This window comes from Cedecea selenatireducens (assembly GCF_042138895.1).
GTDB lineage: Bacteria > Pseudomonadota > Gammaproteobacteria > Enterobacterales > Enterobacteriaceae > Cedecea > Cedecea selenatireducens.
Genome location: NZ_JBHIKW010000011.1, coordinates 41011 through 59340, shown reverse-complemented (window position 1 = coordinate 59340; position 18330 = coordinate 41011). Strand labels below are relative to the sequence as shown.

Here is an 18330-nt window from a genome sequence, read left to right as displayed (position 1 = left end):
ACAATGCTTCAGGGCGGCGCTTGCCGCCCTTTTTACAGGATTGACATGGACACCTCTTCGCAGCGCGCCACGCTTATCGGCCTTATCGCAATCCTGCTCTGGAGCACTTCCGTTGGCCTGCTGCGCAGCATCAGCGAGCATTTTGGCGCGATCGGCGGCGCGGCCCTGCTCTACACCGTCAGCGCGCTATGCCTTTGCATCGCCCGTGGCCTGCCAAAAATACGCGAGCTTCCCCCCCGATATCTATGGTCTGGCGGGCTGCTTTTTGTCAGCTACGAGATAAGCCTGGCGCTTTCAATCGGGTTCGCACACACCCGCGCCCAGTCCCTTGAGCTGGGCATGATCAACTACCTCTGGCCCTGCCTGACCGTCTTTTTTGCCCTGTTTATTAACGGCCAGCGCAGCAACCTGTGGCTATGGCCGGGGCTCGCACTTTCCCTTGCGGGGATTGTTCAGGTTATGAAAGGTGACGGCGACTGGTCCCCGCTCGTAATGTGGCACAACATTCTCGATAACCCTCTGGCCTACGGTCTGGCCTTTGCTGCCGCCATTATCTGGGCGCTTTACTGCAACCTGACGCGGCGCTGGAGCGAAGGCAAAAGCGGCGTCAGCCTGTTTTTCTGCGCCACCGCGCTGGTACTGTGGGTAAAGTTCGCCTTTGTTCAGCAGCCAGAAATGCACTTCACCCTGTCCGGCACCGCGCAGCTGTTGTTTATGGGAATATCCACCGCCGTGGCCTATTCCGCGTGGAACTTTGGCATTCAGCGGGGAAACATGACGCTGCTCGCCACGGCCTCGTACTTCACGCCGGTGTTATCGGCCCTGCTCGCCACGCTGTGGCTGGGCCTGCATCCGGGCTTTGCTTTCTGGCAGGGCGTGCTAATGGTGGTAGGTGGCTCCCTGCTCTGCTGGCTTGCCACCCGACGCTACGGTTAACGGCGATTTCCTCTCCATATTATCGGCTGCTATACTGTGCAAATAAACAGTAATAAGGAGTCAAATGTGGTAAGGCGTGCAGGCGCGTCGCGGCTGGAGTTTGAAGCTGCGGCAGTCTATGAATATCCGGAACATCTCCGACCGTGGCTCGAAGGGCTGCCCAAAGCGTCTGGCGTCTACGTTTTTCACGGTGAAAGCGACGTCATGCCGCTGTATATCGGCAAAAGCGTCAATATTCGCACGCGCGTCATGTCCCATTTTCGTACGCCTGATGAAGCCGCGCTCCTAAGGCAGTCCCGCCGTATTACGTTTATCCGCACAGCCGGAGAGCTTGGTGCATTGCTGCTCGAGGCGCAAATGATCAAGGAGCAGCAGCCGCTGTTCAACAAGCGCCTGCGCCGCAACCGCCAGCTTTGTTCCCTGCTACTGCAGGGTGAAACGCCGCAGGTGGTGTACGCCAAAGATGTCGATTTCTCAAGCCAGCCCGGTCTCTACGGGCTGTATGCCAATCGCCGGGCCGCGCTGCAAACGCTGCAGGGGCTGGCAGACGAACACCGGCTCTGCTACGGCCTGCTGGGCCTGGAGTCTCTGAGCAGGGGCCGGGCCTGTTTTCGCTCGGCGCTAAAACGCTGCGCCGGGGCCTGCTGCGGCAAAGAAACGCAGGCCGAGCATCACGCCCGCCTTGTCGCCGCACTCGAACAAGTACGCCTGATTTGCTGGCCGTGGAAAAACGCGGTTGTCATCGTGGAGCGCAGCCCGGAGATAACCCAGTACCATCTGATCGATCACTGGTTTTATCTTGGATCCGTGCCGCGGCTGGAGGACGCCCGGCAGCGCCGCCAGCCGCCGGACGGCTTTGATAACGATGGCTACAAAATTCTCTGTAAGCTGATGCTGAGCGGGGAATATGAAGTGATTGAGCTGGAATAGACTCCCCTCGAAGAGAGGAGTCAGAAAGGCTTACGCCGCCGAAGAAGGCAGAAGCTTCACGATAACCTGCGGCCAGCCGTCGCTGCAGCCCCAAAGGCGCATTTGCTCAATATCCGGTGCCAGCAGGCGATCTTTTTCCAGGAACGCGACGCGCTCGCGAATATCCCCGAAGACCTTTTCAAGCAGCGGGGAACTGCGCAGCGGCCTGTGGAATTCAATGCCCTGAGCTGCCGCCATCGCCTCTATACCCACCACCGCAGCGGTGTTAAAGCACATTTCGCCCAGCCGACGTGCCGCATACGTTGCCATGGAAACGTGATCTTCCTGATTAGCCGACGTTGGCAGACTGTCGACGCTGCCCGGATGAGCGAGCGACTTATTTTCTGAGGCCAGCGCCGCGGCCGTGACCTGGGCAATCATAAAGCCGGAGTTAATTCCGCCCTCTTTCACGAGGAACGGCGGCAGGCCAGATAGCCCAGTATCCAGCAGCAGCGCCAGGCGACGCTCTGAAATAGCCCCAATTTCTGCCACCGCCAGCGCGATGATATCGGCCGCAAAGGCGACCGGCTCCGCGTGGAAATTACCGCCGGAAATCACCTCTCCGGTGTCGCTGAATACCAGCGGGTTATCCGAAGCCGCGTTGGCTTCTATCTGCAGGACACGCGCGGCATGGCGCAGGTTGTCGAGGCAGGCGCCCATCACCTGGGGAACGCAGCGGATAGAATATGGGTCCTGAACGCGCCCGCAGTGGACGTGAGAATCTACAATTTTACTGTCGGCAAGCAGCCCGGTCACCGCCGCCGCCACATCAATTTGTCCAGCCTGACCGCGAGCCTGATGAATTCGTGCATCAAACGGCTTCACGGAACCTTTAATTGCCTCCAGCGACAGCGCCCCCGCCACCAGCCCGGCAGCAAAAACCTTCTCGCCTTCAAACAGGCCCCGCAGCGCAAGCGCCGTAGAAACCTGCGTCCCGTTCAGCAGCGCCAGGCCTTCTTTTGGCCCCAGCACCAGCGGCTCAACGCCCGCCAGCTTCAGCCCGTCGACGGCAGGGATCTGCTCGCCGTTAACCCTTACGTTCCCCTCGCCCAGCAGCATCAGCGACAAATGCGCCAGCGGGGCCAGGTCACCGGAGGCGCCCACGGAACCTTTCTCCGGGATGACCGGCATCACGCCCGCGTTGAACAGCGCAATAAGGCTGTCAATCACCAGCAGGCGAACGCCCGAATGCCCGCGTGACAGGCTAATAATTTTGCTGGCCATCACCAGGCGAACAACGTCATCAGGCAAAGCTTCACCAAGCCCGACGCTGTGGGAAAGCACCAGATTACGCTGGAGTTCGGCAAGGTGATCGGTGGCGATGGTCGTTTGCGCCAGTTTGCCAAAACCAGTGTTAATGCCATAGACCACGTCACCGTGGGCAACGATAGCCTCTACGGTACCCAGCGCGCGCTCAACGGCGGCGACCGCGCCGGGATCGAGCCTCAGCAACACGTTGCCGTGATAAATTTCGCGCAGGGTGGCCAGTGAAACGGAACCTGGAGTGAGACTGCATAGCTTCTTTTGCGTTGACATGTCGGCATCCTGTTTGCATCGGATTTTTGTCTATATTTGTATATACAACTTAACTAATAAACCAAATAATCCGCCAGCGGGTCATAGGACTTTTTTATCGAACGGTGAGCAGGATCGCGCTTGTGAAATTTATCCAGCACGGGATGCTGTGAAGCATTTACGGGAAAGGGAGTTGGATAGCGCAACCGCGCCTGAGCAGCACGTTCTGGTGATAATCAGCAAGAAGATAGACTATTGCCCGGTACTGAGGCCGGGCATCCGGCTACAAATAGGTGATTTCGCTGAATAGCAGCTGGCCTTCATTTTTTAACAACCGCAGCGTGTGGCTGCCCTCCTGCCACCAGGCGCCCTGGTCGGGTGAAAGCAGTTTATCTTCCAGCTGCCACTCGCCGCTCAGGACATACACTACCCCGCCTCGGGTACCAAAAGTGGTAAAGGTTCTGTCCGCCACGCGCACCTGCGCCCGGCAGCGGTCACGGTGCGTCATGACGTTAAAATCCATCGACATTCCGCGAGTCAGCTCCGCTTTTACCGGCTGCTCGCCGGCAAAGGTAAACGGCTGGTAGCGCTTGAGCGTGTGCCGAAACGCTTTTCCCCCGTCGAGCACCACCTCACTGCCTTCCAGCAGCGTCATCACCCGGTCGACCTGCGGGAAGACGGGAAACTCGCCGTTGTGGGCCAAAGAGGCGATGCTGGCCCGCCAGTTGAAGTCGCGCGTGGCGGGCGGAAAGCAGCATATTTCGCGAGTTTCCCCGGCGCCGTTACGCCAAAGGTTGACCGGCACCTTTCGTATATCAAAGAATTCCATCACCACTCCTGAGGACGCGCGAGATCCGCCCGCCCTGGCAATTGCTCTTTAAATTGAGCGGCACGCCGGACGGTGATTTCCGTTCTCAGCGGCCCGCTCATCTGTTCTCTGTTTTGTTCGCCGGATCTTTGTCAGGCTCCAGTGTTATCGGCAGCCGCAGACGGTTGCTGTAGCCCTGGTTCTATTTTTGTGACAATGATTTAGCGACTTTTTTGTCAGGAAGCAAAGCAAATTTCTTCCCCCAGGCGTCGGACGGCAAAAACTGCGGAGTCAGCTGCAATTATCTTTGTAAGTTGCTGAAATTGAGTATTTAAAATGATTTGTGTTACCGGTCTGCCCGGCATTGAAGCGGCATCTTACAGATAAGGTAGGGTGTATCATCGGGGAAATAAGGCGATAAAACGAGAAAACCGCCGGTCCTGTTCACAGCGTACATCGCTATTGTGAACAAGACCGGCGGTCTTAATTTAGTTGCTCAGGCTTACTGAGCAGCTGGCATTTTACCTTCATGCGTAGGACGTTCTGTCAGACGCTTCTCAAAATTCGCATTAAACTGTTTTTTCTGATCCGGGGTCAGGATGTTGTAGATTTTGTTCTGGGTTTGCATATGCGCCAGCATGCGCGTTTTGTTCTGCTCTGCCATTTTATCTACCTGCGCCTGAGCTTTAGCCTGGTCGAAGCTGTCGCTGGCAATCAGGTCGTGCATCGCCCGGCGTTCGTCAGCAGACGGGCGCTGCATTTTGCCGCGCTGCTCTTTCATGATGTCTTTGATTTGCTGTTTCTGCGCATCGGTCAGGTTCAGGTCTTTGAACATCATCTCATGCATCGGGCCGCGCATCATTTTATGGTGCATCATCGGCGCATCGGTTTTTGCATCAGCAGCCGGAGTCGCATCTGCAGCGTGGGCCAGGTTAGCGGCGCCCAGAGCCAGGGTGGAAGCGACGAACAGTGCAGTTAATTTACGCATATTTTTTAACCTTCTCTTTTCATTAAATTGACGGCTCGCTTAAAACACGGTGCCGTGTTGACGAGAATGAGTTTACGAGCCTTATCGTCAAGGTGGCGGTGGCATTGGTAAATCATTGAAAGGGTATAAAACAATAATGCGTCAATTATGGAGGAAATAAGAATTAAGGCTGGAAAGAGTGCAACAAAATATAACAACACGATGATTTAAAAGATAATATGGAGAGTGTACAGTAATCACTCTGGTGAAGGAACCCTGTTTCCAGGAATTGTCTGTAAATAAATGCACAACACGAAATGATTAAGCAGCTCAATTATTCAGAGCTGCTTAAAATTTAAATGACTTCCAGCATTAATCCCGCCCGCAGCCCCAGCGCAACGTCCGGGTTGGGGAATAAAACGTACTCTTTTTCCCCCGCGACGACATAACGTTTGTCGCCATCTTCAGCCAGCAGAGTCCCCTTTGGAAATGCGGTAAAATTCTGCGTCTGCCCGGACATATGCAGCACAAACTTCTCTGACTGTCGGGTGATTTGCTGCGCCACCCGGTAGCGCAGCGGCTCGGCCTCCGTGGCGGGCGATTCTGCGCCGCTTAGCAAAGCTGAAATCGCCTCCTGGGTTACCGCAAACTGGCTCAAATCGTTCTGGCCAAACGGCTGCGCTTTTCCCAGCTCCAGCGTGCAGCTCAGGGCGCCAAAATGCTCGCTGCTGAAGTGGCTAAAAGTCCCGCCCGGTTTTTGATGGAACACCAGCGCCTGTAGCCCGGCACAGCCCAGCCACCTTAAAAACGTCTCGCTATATGGCAGAGGCCTCGCCGGAAGCACCCCAAACCGTGGATGATAAGAACTGCGAATCGCGGTGTGCATATCCAGGTGCCAGCGGGTTTGCTCTTCACTTCGCGACCAAAATTGCTCGAGGGCATGCTCAAGCCTTGCCGCTCGCTGTGTCTCAACGCTTTCCGGGAACTGCTGCCAGCGCCCGCCAAACATGCGGTTCATGTCGCTGTGGGTATAACGCTTACCGGCCCGCAGGGCCGCCGGATTACCGAAGATAATCATCGTGCGCCACTGCAGCGGCAACTGCCCCGCGATCAGCCTGTCGGTCAACTGGCTGAGGATCTCCACCGGCGCCGTTTCGTTGCCGTGGATCCCGGCGGAAATCACCAGCGCCTTGCCCGTCGCCTCGTGCGGCGTCAGGGTCAGAATGCCCTCATCCCACCAGCGCCAGCTGAGGTGAACATTTTTGCCGGAAGTTTGTTCAGGCGCCTTGCCGGCCAGCGTCTGCGCCAGAAAATCCATCATTCTTTCTCCTCTATTGCTGGAACGGGTACACCGAGCCTAAATCCAGAATACGCGTCAGTTCATCAAGCGCTTCTCGCCCCTCGCGCAGCAGCAGCGGGTCGGCTAAATCCGCCTGCGTCAGGCGGTCGCGATACCAGCGATCGACCCAGCCATTTAACGTCATAAACAGCGTATCGTTCATCATCACCGCCGGGTTAACCGCCTTTAACTCTTCGTCCGTCAGCACCACCCGCAGGCGCAGGCACGCCGGGCCGCCGCCGTTGGCCATGCTTTCCCGCAGGTCAAAGACCTGCAGTTCGCTGATAGGGTTATCCGCCTCCAGCAGCTGATTAAGGTAACGCCAGACGCCGGGATGCTGACGAGATTCGTCCGGCAGCACCAGCGTCATGCCGCCGTCAGCGCGGCTCAGCAGCTGGCTGTTAAACAGATAGGTTGAGACGGCATCGGCAACCGAAACCAGGTTGTCCGGCACTTCAATAGCCTTGAAACCGGGGACATGTTTACCCAATTGCTGATAAAGCCCCGGCTGGTCAACAAACGCATGCTGATGGCAAAACAGCACCTCACGGTTAGACACCGCGATCACATCGTTGTGAAACACACCCTGGTCGATAACCGCCGGGTTCTGCTGAGCGTAAATCACCTGTTCAGGCCGTACCTGATTCAAACGCGCCACGGCCTGGCTGGCTTCCAGCGTCTGCCGGGCAGGATAGCGAGCGGGTGCCTGGCCGCTTTTTGAATCTTCACGCCCGTACACAAACAGCTGCACGCCGGGATCGCCGTATTCGCCGCCCAGACGATTGTGGTTTGCCGCGCCCTCGTCGCCGAATAACGCCACCTGCGGTAGCGCGCCGTGTACGGCAAAACGCCCGGTATCACGGAACATCGCCCGCAGCACGTTTTCCGTCGTCGGCGCTTCGCTGGCGCGATGAAATTTATTATTCAGGTTGGCGACGGTGAGGTGCACTTTCCCGTCCAGCGTATCGGCCGAAGGCGCCACCGTTGCCGCGTTCGCCACCCACATAGATGAAGCCGAGCTGGCGGCAGACAACAGCTGCGGAGCCTGGCGAGCCGCATGCTCAATAACCTGCTCATCGCTGCCGCTGAAGCCTATCTGCCGCAAAACGCCGATATTAGGGCGCTCCTGCGGAGCAATGACGCCCTGCGGATAACCCGCATCCGCCAGCGCTTTCATTTTCAGCAGCCCCTGCTTCGCCGCCAGCTTCGGGTTAGACACGCGAAACTGGTGCTTAGTCGACGCTTCATTGCCAAACGACAGGCCGGCGTAATGGTGGGTCAGCCCCACCAGTCCGTCGAAGTTGGCTTCACGAGCTCGCTTCATGGCTGCTCCTCGCGGCTAAAATCAAGGCCCGGACTTAACGTTTGCGGCAGCGCAAAGCTCGTGCTTTCCAGCGAGGCCATCGGCCAGGCGCAATAGTCAGCCGCATACCAGGCGCTCGCGCGGTGGTTGCCCGAAGCGCCCACGCCGCCAAAAGGCGCGGTACTGGCGGCACCGGTTAACGGTTTATTCCAGTTCACGATCCCGGCCCGCGCTTCCAGCAGCAGCTGGTCAAACTGCTCGCGGGACGGCGAGATAAGCCCGCTTGCCAGGCCATAACGCGTGTCGTTGGCCATACGGATAGCGTCGTCAAAGCTGTTATAGCGGTAGATAGCCAGCAGCGGGCCAAACACTTCTTCATCCGGCACGTCGGCCACGCCGCTAAGCTCGACGATCCCCGGCGTCAGTAATGACGTTCCAGGGCGAATCATTTTCGGTTCCAGCAGTGGCTTACCGCCGCGCGCGACGTGCTCCTGAAACGCGGTCAGCACACGCTCGGCGGCCTGCACAGAAATAAGCCCGCCGATGAACGGCTGTGGAATGGCATCCCATTCGCCCGGCTGCAGGCGAGCAGAAACTTCAACCAGGCGGCGAATAAATTCATCCCCCTGCTCGCCCTGCTTCACCAGCAGGCGGCGGGCGCAGGTACAGCGCTGCCCGGCGGTGATAAACGCAGACTGGATCGCCACGTGAACGGCCCCGTCGATATCCTGCGGATCTTCGACGATCAGCGGGTTGTTGCCCCCCATTTCGAGGGCGAGGATCTTCTCCGGCTGCCCGGCGAACTGGCGGTGAAGGTGGTAACCGGTGCCCGCACTGCCGGTAAACAACAGGCCGTCGAGATCTGACTGCTGCGACAGCGCCTGCCCGGTTTCGCGCCCGCCCTGTACCAGGTTAAGCACGCCGGCAGGAATACCGGCCTCTTCCCACAGTTTCATCACCTGTTCACCGATGCGCGGCGTGAGCTCGCTCGGCTTAAAAATGATGGTGTTCCCGGCCAGCAGCCCCGGCACGATATGGCCGTTAGGTAAATGGCCCGGCAGATTATAAGGGCCGAAGACCGCCAGCACGCCGTGAGGACGATGGCGTAAAGTTGCCGCGCCGTCCGGCATCGCGGTCTTCGTTTCACCGGTTCTGGTGTGGTAAGACTTGATTGAGATGGCAATCTTGTTGACCATCGCGGCCGCTTCGGTCGCGGCCTCCCAGCGCGGTTTCCCGGTTTCCTGGGCGATAGTCTCGGTGAGTGCGGCTTTATTCGCTTCCAGCAGCCCGGCAAAACGCTCGACAATCTCCTGGCGCTCGGCAAACGGGCGCTTCGCCCAGCCAGGAAACGCCGCGCGTGCCGCACGGCAGGCCTCATCTACCTGATCTTTATCCGCCACCAGCCCTTCCCACAGCAGCGAGCCGTTCACCGGGTTATGCTTTAACAGCGCTTCGCCGCGCCCTGGAACCCATTGTCCGTTAATCCAGTTAGTCATACTTTTTTCTCCTCGGGGCACAGGCGCACCACGCGCACGGTGTCGCCGCTGGCGCACTTCAGCGCGTCGGCGGTGGCGGCATCAAGAACCAGTTTCTCGCCTTTCGGGTCGGCTTTGATCAGCATGACGCGGAACTGGTGGTAATTTTCATTGGCGACCAGGCAGACCGGCAGCTCGTCGGTTGCGGGCTGGCCTACCGCGACGGTTTGCAGGCGGCTCTTGCGAATCGCACGCACGCGGTCGATATCACATTCCAGCGTAGGGCCGCCGTCGAAAATGTCGACATAGTTCCGGTAGCGGAACCCTTCTGCTTCAAGCACGGTGCGCGCAGGCGCCGTTTGCGGATGCACCTGGCCGATAACCGCCTGTGCCTCTTTGGAGAGGAAGTCGGTATAAATCGGGTGTTTTGGCATCAGTTCGGCAATAAAAGCTTTCTGCCCGGTGCCGCACAAATAGTCGGCGCGGGCAAACTCCATCGAGAAGAAACGATTGCCGAGGCTTTCCCAGAACGGAGAATGCCCGTGCTCGTCGATCACGCCGCGCATCTCGGCAACCACTTTGTCGTTAAAGCGCTCGCGGAAGGCCGCCATAAACAGGAAGCGGGATTTCGACAGCAGGTAACCGTTCCCCTCTTTACGCCAGGCCGGATCGAGGAACAACGTACAAAGCTCGCTGCTCCCGGTATGGTCGTGGCTCAAAAACAGCGTCGGCAGCGCGTTGTAGATATTTAACTCTTTGGAGGCGTGAACCAGCGTGCCAACCCGGTAGTTGTACCAGGGATCGTTCAGCCCCACCGCCACTTCGATGGCGCAAATCCCCACCACCTGGCCACAGCTGGAATCCTCCAGCACAAATACATAGCCCTGGTCGCCTTTCGGCAGCCCACCCTGCCAGGTTTGCAGCGAGCGTTCGATGCGGTCGGCCAGCGTTTTTTCATCGGCGGGCAGCGAGGTCAGCCCGCCGCCGGTTTTCCCGGCAAGCGCGAGCAGCCCCGACAGATCGCCTCGTTCAACCGGGCGGATAACCATCATGATGAGACTCCAGCGAGGAAGCGTTCACAGGCGCGTTCAAAGCGATCCAGACCGAGCTGAACTTCCGCCTCGCTGACGATGAGCGCGGGCGCAAAACGCAGCACGTTAGCCCCGGCAATCAGCATCATCAGGCCTTCCTGCGCGGCGGCCTGCAGAATAAGTTTAGCTTTACCTGCATGTTCCGGGCGCAGCGCACAGCCGATGAGCAGCCCTAAGCCACGAATTTCGCTGAACAGCTGATGTTTCTGGTTGATGTGGTTCAGGCGCTCAACGAACCATTCATGGCGCTGCTTCACGCCGTTCAGGACTTCTGGCGTATTGATAATTTCCAGCACTCGCCCGGCAACCGCTGAGGCCAGCGGGTTACCGCCGTAGGTAGTGCCATGGGTGCCGACAACCATCACTTTGGCAAAGCGATCGGTGGTCAGCAGCGCGCCGATAGGGAAGCCACCGCCCAGCGCTTTGGCCGTAGAAAGAACGTCCGGCGTCACGCCATAATGCATATAGGCATACAGCGAGCCGGTGCGGCCCACGCCGGTTTGCACTTCATCAAAAATCAGCACCGCGTTGTGTTTGTCACACAGCTCGCGCAGCCCCTGCAGGAACTCAGGCGTGGCGGGCACTACGCCGCCTTCCCCCTGCATTGGCTCAACAATGACCGCGCAGGTTTCATCGTTGATCAGCTCACGGGCGGACGGCAAATCGTTAAATACCGCGTGGTTGATTTGCGGAGGCAGCGGCGCAAAATCCTGGGAATAGGCAGGCTGGCCACCGGCCGTGACGGTAAACAGCGTACGGCCGTGAAACGCATTCTTGAACGCCACAATACCGCTTTTCTGCGCGCCAAAATTATCATGAGCGTATTTACGAGCCAGCTTCAGCGCAGCTTCGTTTGCTTCTGCGCCCGAGTTACAGAAGAACACTTTCTCGGCAAAGGTGGCGTCAATCAGCTGCTTTGCCAGCTTCAGCACCGGCTCGTTGGTGTAGCCGTTACCGGTATGCCAAAATTTTGCAGCCTGCTCTTCCAGCGCTTTGCGCATTTCAGGATGGGCGTGCCCCAGAGCGTTAACCGCGATGCCGCCGGCAAAGTCGATATAGTCTTTTCCCTGCTGGTCCCACAGGGTGGAACCCTCGCCGCGAACCGGAATAAAAGGCGCAGGGGCATAAACCGGCATCATCCATTCGTCGAAATGTTGGCGTGTAATTGACTGCGACATAGTGACCCCTCACGGTAAACAAAAAGTTTATTAAATGTTAAATAATTGAGTGTTTGCGCTGTAAATGTAGATTGCAGACATCGTGCCAGCCAGCGATAAAAATGCATAAACCGGTGAGGGAAACGAAAAATCAATAACTTAAAAACACTTCTCATTCACTAAAAGTGAATAATAAGTGCATAGTTTTAACGTAGCGCCTGATTCGCGACACGAAAACAAGAAATATTATGCAGTGGTAAAATATAATGCTGGAATTGTGATCGCCTTCGGGATTTGCCTGCCGTTTTCGCCCCCTTTTTGCGCATTGAGATCAATTTTGGTGCAAATGTTGCTTTATTTCTGCCCGTCAGGCGCGCCTATGGCAGCGATTAGCTTCGGCGCAGCAACCTGCGCCGTTTTCTGCTACCATCCTGCAACAATTAACCTGACAACCTGGCAGCGACTATGAAATTTGTCTCTTTTAATATCAACGGCCTGCGCGCCCGTCCTCACCAGCTGGAAGCCATCGTAGAACAGCATCAGCCGGACGTTATCGGTCTGCAGGAAACCAAAGTGCATGACGATATGTTCCCGCTCGAAGATGTGGCGAAACTCGGCTATCACGTGTTTTATCACGGCCAGAAGGGCCACTACGGCGTGGCGCTGCTGACCAAAGAGAAGCCGATTACGGTACGTAAGGGCTTCCCTGGCGACGACGAAGACGCCCAGCGCCGCATTATCATGGCGGAAATCCCTTCGGAGTTCGGCAACCTCACGGTGATCAACGGCTACTTCCCGCAGGGCGAAAGCCGCGATCATGAAACCAAGTTCCCGGCTAAAACCAAGTTTTACCAGGATCTGCAGGACTTCCTGCAGGGTGAGCTGCGCCCGGAAAACCCGGTACTGATCATGGGTGACATGAACATCAGCCCGACCGATCTGGACATCGGCATTGGGGAAGAAAACCGCAAGCGCTGGCTGCGTACCGGGAAATGCTCGTTCCTGCCGGAAGAGCGCGAATGGATGGCTCGCCTGCTCGGCTGGGGCCTGGTAGACACCTGGCGCCACGCCAACCCGGAAGCGCAGGACAAATTCTCGTGGTTTGACTACCGTTCAAAAGGCTTCGACGATAACCGCGGCCTGCGTATAGATCTGCTGCTGGCAAGCCAGGGGCTGGCGCCGCACTGCGTGGCAACAGGGATCGACTATGAGATCCGCGGCATGGAAAAACCGTCCGACCACGCACCTGTTTGGGCGCAGTTTAAGCGCTAAGAGAAATACTGAAGGTCGACATATCTTCAGAAAAGGACGGCGAGATGCGGTTTTTCCCCCTGACGAGGAGCAAACAGAATGCGTAAGATCCTGTTTTTGCTGCTGGCCACGCTGGTCATCTCGCTGTTAATACTGCTGCCGCCGGGCACCCTTAGCCTGGCGACGCTGCAGAAATACCATGCCCAGCTCTCGCTCTGGCACGCCGAGCGCCCGCTGCAGGTAATGGGGGCTTTTTTCATCGGCTATTTCCTGATTTCCGCCCTTTCTATTCCCGGCACGCGCATCATGACGCTGATGGGCGGCGCGCTGTTTGGGCTGATTGAAGGCACACTTCTGGTCGCTACCGCGGCCGCCAGTGGCGCAACTGTGGCGATGCTGCTCAGCCGCTATCTGCTGCACGACTGGGTGCAGCGGCGCTTTGCCGCGAGAATGGCGAAAATTAACGAAAGCATTAAGAACAATATCACGCAGTGCCTGTTTGCCCTGCGCCTTGTGCCCGTATTGCCCTTCTCCATCATCAACCTGCTCATGGGCCTGACGTCCATTTCCACCCTTCGTTTTGCGGTGATAACGCTACTCGGCCTGCTGCCGTCCATCGTGCTGTACATCAGCACCGGCCGCCAGCTTAGTCAGATAGAAAGCCTGCGGGACATTATTTCTCCCACCATGCTGCTGCTGTTTGCGCTGATTGGCCTGCTGCCGCTGGTTTCCCACTGGCTGATAAAAAGAGCCCGGCTCAAAAACTAAACGCCCCCGGCGAGCGAAGGCGTTTTGTCATTACCCTTGCGAAAGCAACGTCACCTCGATATTGCCGGTAATCGCCCGCGAATAGGGGCAGGTTGCATGGGCAGTTGCCAGTAAAGTTTCGCGCTGGGCTTCGTTTAGCCCCGGCAGCTTAACGGTCAGCGTGACGGCGAGAGCAAAGTGGCTGTCGTTATCCACTTTACCCAGCGAGACGCTGGCCTCGACAGCGGTCTCCTCCGGCACACGGATCGCCAGTTTTTTCCCCGCCAGACCTATCGCCCCCATAAAACAGGCCGAATAGCCGACGGCAAAAAGCTGCTCCGGGTTGGTGCCTGGTTTCCCGGAGCCCGGCGTGCTGAGCTGCACGTCCAGGCTGCCGTCGTCCGAACGCCCGTGCCCGCTGCGGGCGCCAACGGTGGTGGTATGGGCGGTATACAGCACCTTTTCGAGTCTGGCGGTCATGGTGATTCCTCAATCGTGGGTGGCAAGAGCCGCCATTTAACCGCTGCCGTGTATCTGCCATGTGTCCAGCTTCGGGCCAAAATGTATAAGCCTGTATCCACTTCATGACCTGGCTCAAGCACGCTGTCGCTGCCCCTCCGCTATACTCCACGCCTTTACGGAAGTGGGATCGACATGACGATGGGCAAGCAAAAGAAAAGGATTACGCGTGCGTAAGATAATCTTCGCCCTGCTGGTGATAGCCGTGGCGCTCTTTCTTTTCCTGCTGCCACCGGGAACCCTGAGCCTGCAGGCGCTTCAGCATTCTCAGGCACAGCTTGTTCACTGGCACGCACAGCATCCCATGTTGGCGGCAGGCGCTTTTTTCTTCTGCTATTTTCTTACTGCGGCTTTTTCCATTCCGGGTGCCACATTGCTGACGCTGTTGGGCGGCGCGATGTTTGGTCTTGTGCAGGGCACGCTGCTGGTTGCTGTCGCTGCCACCGGAGGCGCCACTGTGGCCATGCTCATCAGCCGTTATCTGCTTCGGGACTGGGTGCAGCGCCGCTTCTCGCGCATGATGGAGAAGGTGAACCAGGGCGTACAGCGAGACGGCGGTCATTACCTTTTTGCCCTGCGGCTCGCGCCGGTCTTCCCGTTCGTGCTGGTGAATTTATTAATGGGGCTGACGCCGATGGGCGTGGTTCGCTATGCCGTAATTAGCCTGTTGGGCATGCTGCCCGCCATCGTGGTGTACATCAACACCGGCAGGCAGTTGAGCCAGCTGCAAAGCCTGAGCGATATTCTCTCGCCCGGCATGATGCTGATGTTTGCCCTGCTGGGGCTGCTGCCGCTGGCCTCGCGCTGGCTGGTCAGGCTCACCGCTAAATAACGCTTTAAGGACACTCTCTTGCAACGCTTTATTCCTGGTATGCGGGCGCTGATGTTTGCCCTGTCGCTGGTCGGCTTTAGCGCCGTCGCACAAGCCCAAAGCTGGCAGGAGATTCGCCAGCAGGCGAACGGCCAGACGGTTTACTTCAACGCCTGGGGCGGCGACCCAGCCGTCAACGCATACCTTGCCTGGGTCAGCCAGGAGGTAAAAACCCACTACGGCGTGACGCTCAAGCTTGTGAAGCTGGCGGACGCAGCCGATGCGGTCAGGCGTATTCAAAACGAAGCGACAGCGGGCCGAAAAAATGGCGGCTCGGTAGACCTGCTTTGGGTCAACGGCGAAAACTTTAGCGTGCTCAAGCAGGCGGGTTTACTCAGCGAAAGTTGGGCCGAAAGCCTGCCAAACTGGCGGTATGTCGACCTTAATAAACCGGTGCGCGAGGATTTTTCGGTGCCGGTTAACGGCGCGGAAGCGCCCTGGGGGAGCGCGCAGCTGATGTTTATCGGCGATAAGCAACGCACGCCCGGGTTCCCGCAGAATGCACAGCAGCTACTGGAGTTCGCCAGGGCTAATCCCGGCAAGCTCAGCTACCCGCGCCCGCCGGATTTTACCGGCACGGCGTTTCTGGAGCAGTTGCTGATTGTGCTGACCGAACGGCCGGAGGCGTTGAAAACCGCGCCTAACCCGGCGAGCTTTGAACAGGTTACCGCCCCGCTCTGGCGCTATCTCGACCAGCTGCAGCCTTACCTTTGGCAGAAAGGCAAAGCCTTCCCGCCGACGCCAGCGAGAATGGATCGCATGCTGGCCGACGGCGAGCTCTTAGCTTCCATGACGTTCAATCCGGCGCACGTGGACAATCTGATTGCCCGCCGCCAGCTTCCTGCGTCGGCAATCTCCTTTGGCTTCCGGGAAGGTATGCTGGGTAACGTGCATTTTGTGGCTATCCCGGCGAACAGCAGCGCCAAAGCCGGTGCGCAGGTGGTAGCCAACTTCCTGATATCCCCGGCAGCGCAAATTCGCAAAGCTGACCCGGCGGTATGGGGAGATGCAAGCGTGCTGAACGGCGATGCGCTGCCCCAGCGTCAAAAAGTACAGCTGCAGAAACTGATGCCCAAAAGTCAGCGCCCTGTACCCTTCCTTGCCGAACCGCACGCCGCCTGGGTCACCGCCATTGAACAGGCCTGGCTGCAACGCTACGGTTCCCGATGAGCCGCAGCTTTGCGCTAGCCGGATGGCTGGCGGCAGGCCTGGTGTTTATCCCCGTGCTGCCGGGGCTCGCCCTGATGATTCCGCCCTTATTGAGCGGAGAAACCTGGCTTGCCCTCTGGCAGGACTCGCAGTGGCCCGAAGCCTTACTTGCCACGCTGGTATCAACCCTTATCAGCGCCGGCGGCGCATTGCTGCTGACGTTGATAATTATCTGCGGCCTGTTTCCCGGCGAGCGCTGGCAGCGCTATCTTCGGCGTCTGCCGCTGCTGCTGGCTCTGCCGCACGTCGCCTTTGCCAGCGGCTTTTTCTTTCTATTTTCAGACAGCGGCTGGCTGGCTCGCCTGCTTAACCTCTCGCTGCCGCCGGATAGCTACGGCGTAGCCCTCGGGATTATGCTGGCGTTGAAGGAAGCCTGGTTCTTGCTGTGGTTCTCGGCCGCGCAGCTGCAAAGCGAACGGCTGAGCCAACAGCTAACGCTCGCCAGAACGCTCGGCTACGGCGAGCTTCAATCTCGCCTGTTTGTGCTCGTGCCGCAGCTTCTGCCTCGCCTGGGCTGGGCGCTGGTGGCGATAGTTGCCTACAGCCTGTCCGTGGTGGACGCCGCGCTGATACTGGGCCCCGGTAACCCACCAACGTTTGCCGTGCTGGCCTGGCAGTGGCTAACCGACAGCGATATCTCCCGCCAGCACATGGGGCTTGCCGCATCCGGCGTCTTGTTGCTGATGCTCGGAGGCATTGTTATTGGCGGGCGTGTAACGTGGAAACTGATCGAGCCGCGCAGCATAAAATTTTCAGGCAAACGTCATCAACTGAGCATTATCTTTATGGGCGAAGGGATAAGCCGCGCGCTCTCACTGCTTGCTCTCGCGGCTATCCTGATGCTCGCCATCTGGTCCTTCGCTGAAGGCTGGTTCTATCCCGCCCTGCTTCCGGAAAATTTTACCCTTAGCGGCTGGCGGCAGGCAGAACTTGCGCCGCTTTGGACAGGCCTTATTGCGGGGCTTATCAGCGCCTTTCTCGCGCTGCCCATTGTGCTGCTTTGGCTGCAGGGCTGCCCTCGCCGCTACGATGGCTGGCTTTTTCTTCCGCTTTTGCTTCCCGCGCTACCGCTGGCCGCCGGGCAGTATCAGCTGCTGCTCAGGCTGGAGCTGGAAGGAACATGGCTCGCGCTTATCTGGAGCCATCTTTTATGGGTCGTGCCCTATACGCTGCTGATCCTGAAGCCCGCCTGGCAGCAAATCGATCCGCGCCTGGTGCTCACGGCGCAAACTTTCGGCTGGTCGTCTGGAAAAATTCTCTGCCTCACCAAAGTCCCACTGCTTGTGCGCCCGCTGCTGGCGGCGATGGCGGTTGGTTTTTCGGTGAGCATTGCGCAATATTTGCCTACGCTTTATGCCGGAGCGGGCCGCTTTGCGACCGTGACCACGGAAGCCGTAGCGCTCAGCAGCGGCGGAGATGCACAGCAGTTTGCCCTCCAGGCGCTGCTGCAAACGCTGCTGCCGATGGGGATGTTTATCATCACGACCTGGCTTAGCCGCCTGGCCGGTGCCTACAGAAAAGGATTATGTTAATGCTCAGCGTGAGGAACTGTTCAATACTGCGCGACGGCAAGCCGCTGCTGGAAAATATCAGCTTCGACGTTCCGCCCGGAGGCGTAGTGACGCTGATGGGGCCATCTGGCGCGGGAAAATCAACATTTTTGAACTGGACGATCGGTGATTTGCCGGAAGCGTTCACCGCAGGCGGAACGCTGGAGCTTAACCAACGCCGTCTGGAATCGCTGCCCGTTGAACAGCGCCGCATCGGCATGCTGTTTCAGGATGCCCTGCTGTTCCCGCATCTCGACGTGGGGCAAAACCTGCTGATGGCCGCTCCGGCCAACATCAAGGGGCGCTCGCAGCGGCAGCGGCTTGTCGCAGAGGTGCTGAAAAATGCAGGGCTGGCAAACTATGAACGCAGAGATCCTGCGACGCTTTCCGGCGGCGAGCGCGCGCGAATCAGCGTGCTCCGCGCCCTGGTTGCCGAGCCTGAAGCCTTACTGCTGGATGAGCCTTTTTCCAGGCTGGATCTGCCGCTACGCCAGAGTTTCCGGGAATTTGTCTGGCAAAAAACCCACCAGCTCGGGCTGCCGGTGGTCATGGTAACCCACGATGAACAGGATATTCCCGCTGGCAGCCAGGTTATTTGGCTTTAGCCCACCGAACATGAGATA

General features: G+C 58.2%; 17 protein-coding genes. 8 read left to right on the top strand and 9 right to left on the bottom strand.

The features are described 5' to 3' along the window. The first annotated feature begins 45 nt into the window (after positions 1-45). Both yddG and cho read left to right on the top strand, forming a co-directional pair. Positions 46-936: an aromatic amino acid DMT transporter YddG gene (yddG, locus tag ACE38U_RS17245; RefSeq protein WP_176982407.1), complete on the top strand. Its 891-nt coding sequence runs from the start codon at positions 46-48 to the stop codon at positions 934-936. Between the two features lie 66 nt (positions 937-1002). Beyond that, entirely contained in the window at positions 1003-1866 is an 864-nt protein-coding gene (gene cho, locus ACE38U_RS17240) for an excinuclease Cho (RefSeq protein ID WP_375530216.1), read from the top strand. Positions 1867-1896: 30 nt separating this feature from the next. Here the strand turns inward: cho and hutH are convergent, their stop codons facing one another. The 8 genes from hutH to ACE38U_RS17200 all read right to left on the bottom strand — a co-directional run bounded on the left by hutH (position 1897) and on the right by ACE38U_RS17200 (position 11581). Next, a complete protein-coding gene (gene hutH, locus ACE38U_RS17235) occupies positions 1897-3441 on the bottom strand; it encodes a histidine ammonia-lyase (RefSeq protein ID WP_038473374.1) in 1545 nt (514 codons plus the stop codon). 262 nt (positions 3442-3703) lie between these two features. Next, positions 3704-4249, bottom strand: a complete 546-nt coding sequence (ves, locus tag ACE38U_RS17230) for an environmental stress-induced protein Ves (RefSeq protein ID WP_038473377.1) — start codon at positions 4247-4249, stop codon at positions 3704-3706. A gap of 481 nt (positions 4250-4730) precedes the next feature. Further along, a complete protein-coding gene (spy, locus tag ACE38U_RS17225; protein WP_375530215.1) occupies positions 4731-5216 on the bottom strand; it encodes an ATP-independent periplasmic protein-refolding chaperone Spy in 486 nt (161 codons plus the stop codon). A 334-nt stretch (positions 5217-5550) separates the two neighbouring features. Beyond that, complete coding sequence (gene astE, locus ACE38U_RS17220) at positions 5551-6516, bottom strand: succinylglutamate desuccinylase (RefSeq protein ID WP_038473383.1); 966 nt, start codon at positions 6514-6516, stop codon at positions 5551-5553. Between the two features lie 10 nt (positions 6517-6526). Next, entirely contained in the window at positions 6527-7858 is a 1332-nt protein-coding gene (gene astB, locus ACE38U_RS17215; RefSeq protein WP_375530214.1) for an N-succinylarginine dihydrolase, read from the bottom strand. After that, entirely contained in the window at positions 7855-9333 is a 1479-nt protein-coding gene (astD, locus tag ACE38U_RS17210) for a succinylglutamate-semialdehyde dehydrogenase (RefSeq protein WP_375530213.1), read from the bottom strand. The genes astB and astD overlap by 4 nt, the downstream gene beginning before the upstream one ends. Then, positions 9330-10364, bottom strand: coding sequence for an arginine N-succinyltransferase (gene astA, locus ACE38U_RS17205; RefSeq protein WP_375530212.1), 1035 nt, complete (start codon positions 10362-10364; stop codon positions 9330-9332). The genes astD and astA overlap by 4 nt, the downstream gene beginning before the upstream one ends. Further along, positions 10361-11581, bottom strand: coding sequence for an aspartate aminotransferase family protein (locus tag ACE38U_RS17200; RefSeq protein WP_375530211.1), 1221 nt, complete (start codon positions 11579-11581; stop codon positions 10361-10363). The genes astA and ACE38U_RS17200 overlap by 4 nt, the downstream gene beginning before the upstream one ends. Positions 11582-12025: 444 nt before the next feature. Here ACE38U_RS17200 and xthA point away from each other — a divergent pair, with 444 nt between their 5' ends. After that, the gene (gene xthA / locus ACE38U_RS17195; RefSeq protein ID WP_038473396.1) at positions 12026-12832 is read left to right on the top strand and encodes an exodeoxyribonuclease III; all 807 of its coding nucleotides are present in this window, start codon (positions 12026-12028) and stop codon (positions 12830-12832) included. A 78-nt stretch (positions 12833-12910) separates the two neighbouring features. After that, entirely contained in the window at positions 12911-13579 is a 669-nt protein-coding gene (locus ACE38U_RS17190) for a TVP38/TMEM64 family protein (RefSeq protein WP_375530210.1), read from the top strand. Positions 13580-13609: 30 nt separating this feature from the next. On the opposite strand, the gene ACE38U_RS17185 is transcribed toward ACE38U_RS17190, so the two are convergent. Continuing rightward, the gene (locus ACE38U_RS17185; protein WP_375530209.1) at positions 13610-14038 is read right to left on the bottom strand and encodes an organic hydroperoxide resistance protein; all 429 of its coding nucleotides are present in this window, start codon (positions 14036-14038) and stop codon (positions 13610-13612) included. A gap of 208 nt (positions 14039-14246) precedes the next feature. Here ACE38U_RS17185 and ACE38U_RS17180 point away from each other — a divergent pair, with 208 nt between their 5' ends. The 4 genes from ACE38U_RS17180 to ACE38U_RS17165 are packed head-to-tail and all read left to right on the top strand — an operon-like array spanning position 14247 to position 18312. Beyond that, a complete protein-coding gene (locus tag ACE38U_RS17180) occupies positions 14247-14909 on the top strand; it encodes a TVP38/TMEM64 family protein (RefSeq protein ID WP_038473402.1) in 663 nt (220 codons plus the stop codon). 39 nt (positions 14910-14948) lie between these two features. Next, positions 14949-16118, top strand: a complete 1170-nt coding sequence (locus ACE38U_RS17175) for an ABC transporter substrate-binding protein (protein ID WP_375530246.1) — start codon at positions 14949-14951, stop codon at positions 16116-16118. Next, a complete protein-coding gene (locus tag ACE38U_RS17170) occupies positions 16115-17689 on the top strand; it encodes an ABC transporter permease (protein WP_375530208.1) in 1575 nt (524 codons plus the stop codon). Before ACE38U_RS17175 ends, ACE38U_RS17170 begins: the two co-directional genes overlap by 4 nt. Further along, positions 17689-18312, top strand: a complete 624-nt coding sequence (locus tag ACE38U_RS17165; protein WP_375530207.1) for an ATP-binding cassette domain-containing protein — start codon at positions 17689-17691, stop codon at positions 18310-18312. The genes ACE38U_RS17170 and ACE38U_RS17165 overlap by 1 nt, the downstream gene beginning before the upstream one ends. Positions 18313-18330 lie beyond the last annotated feature (18 nt).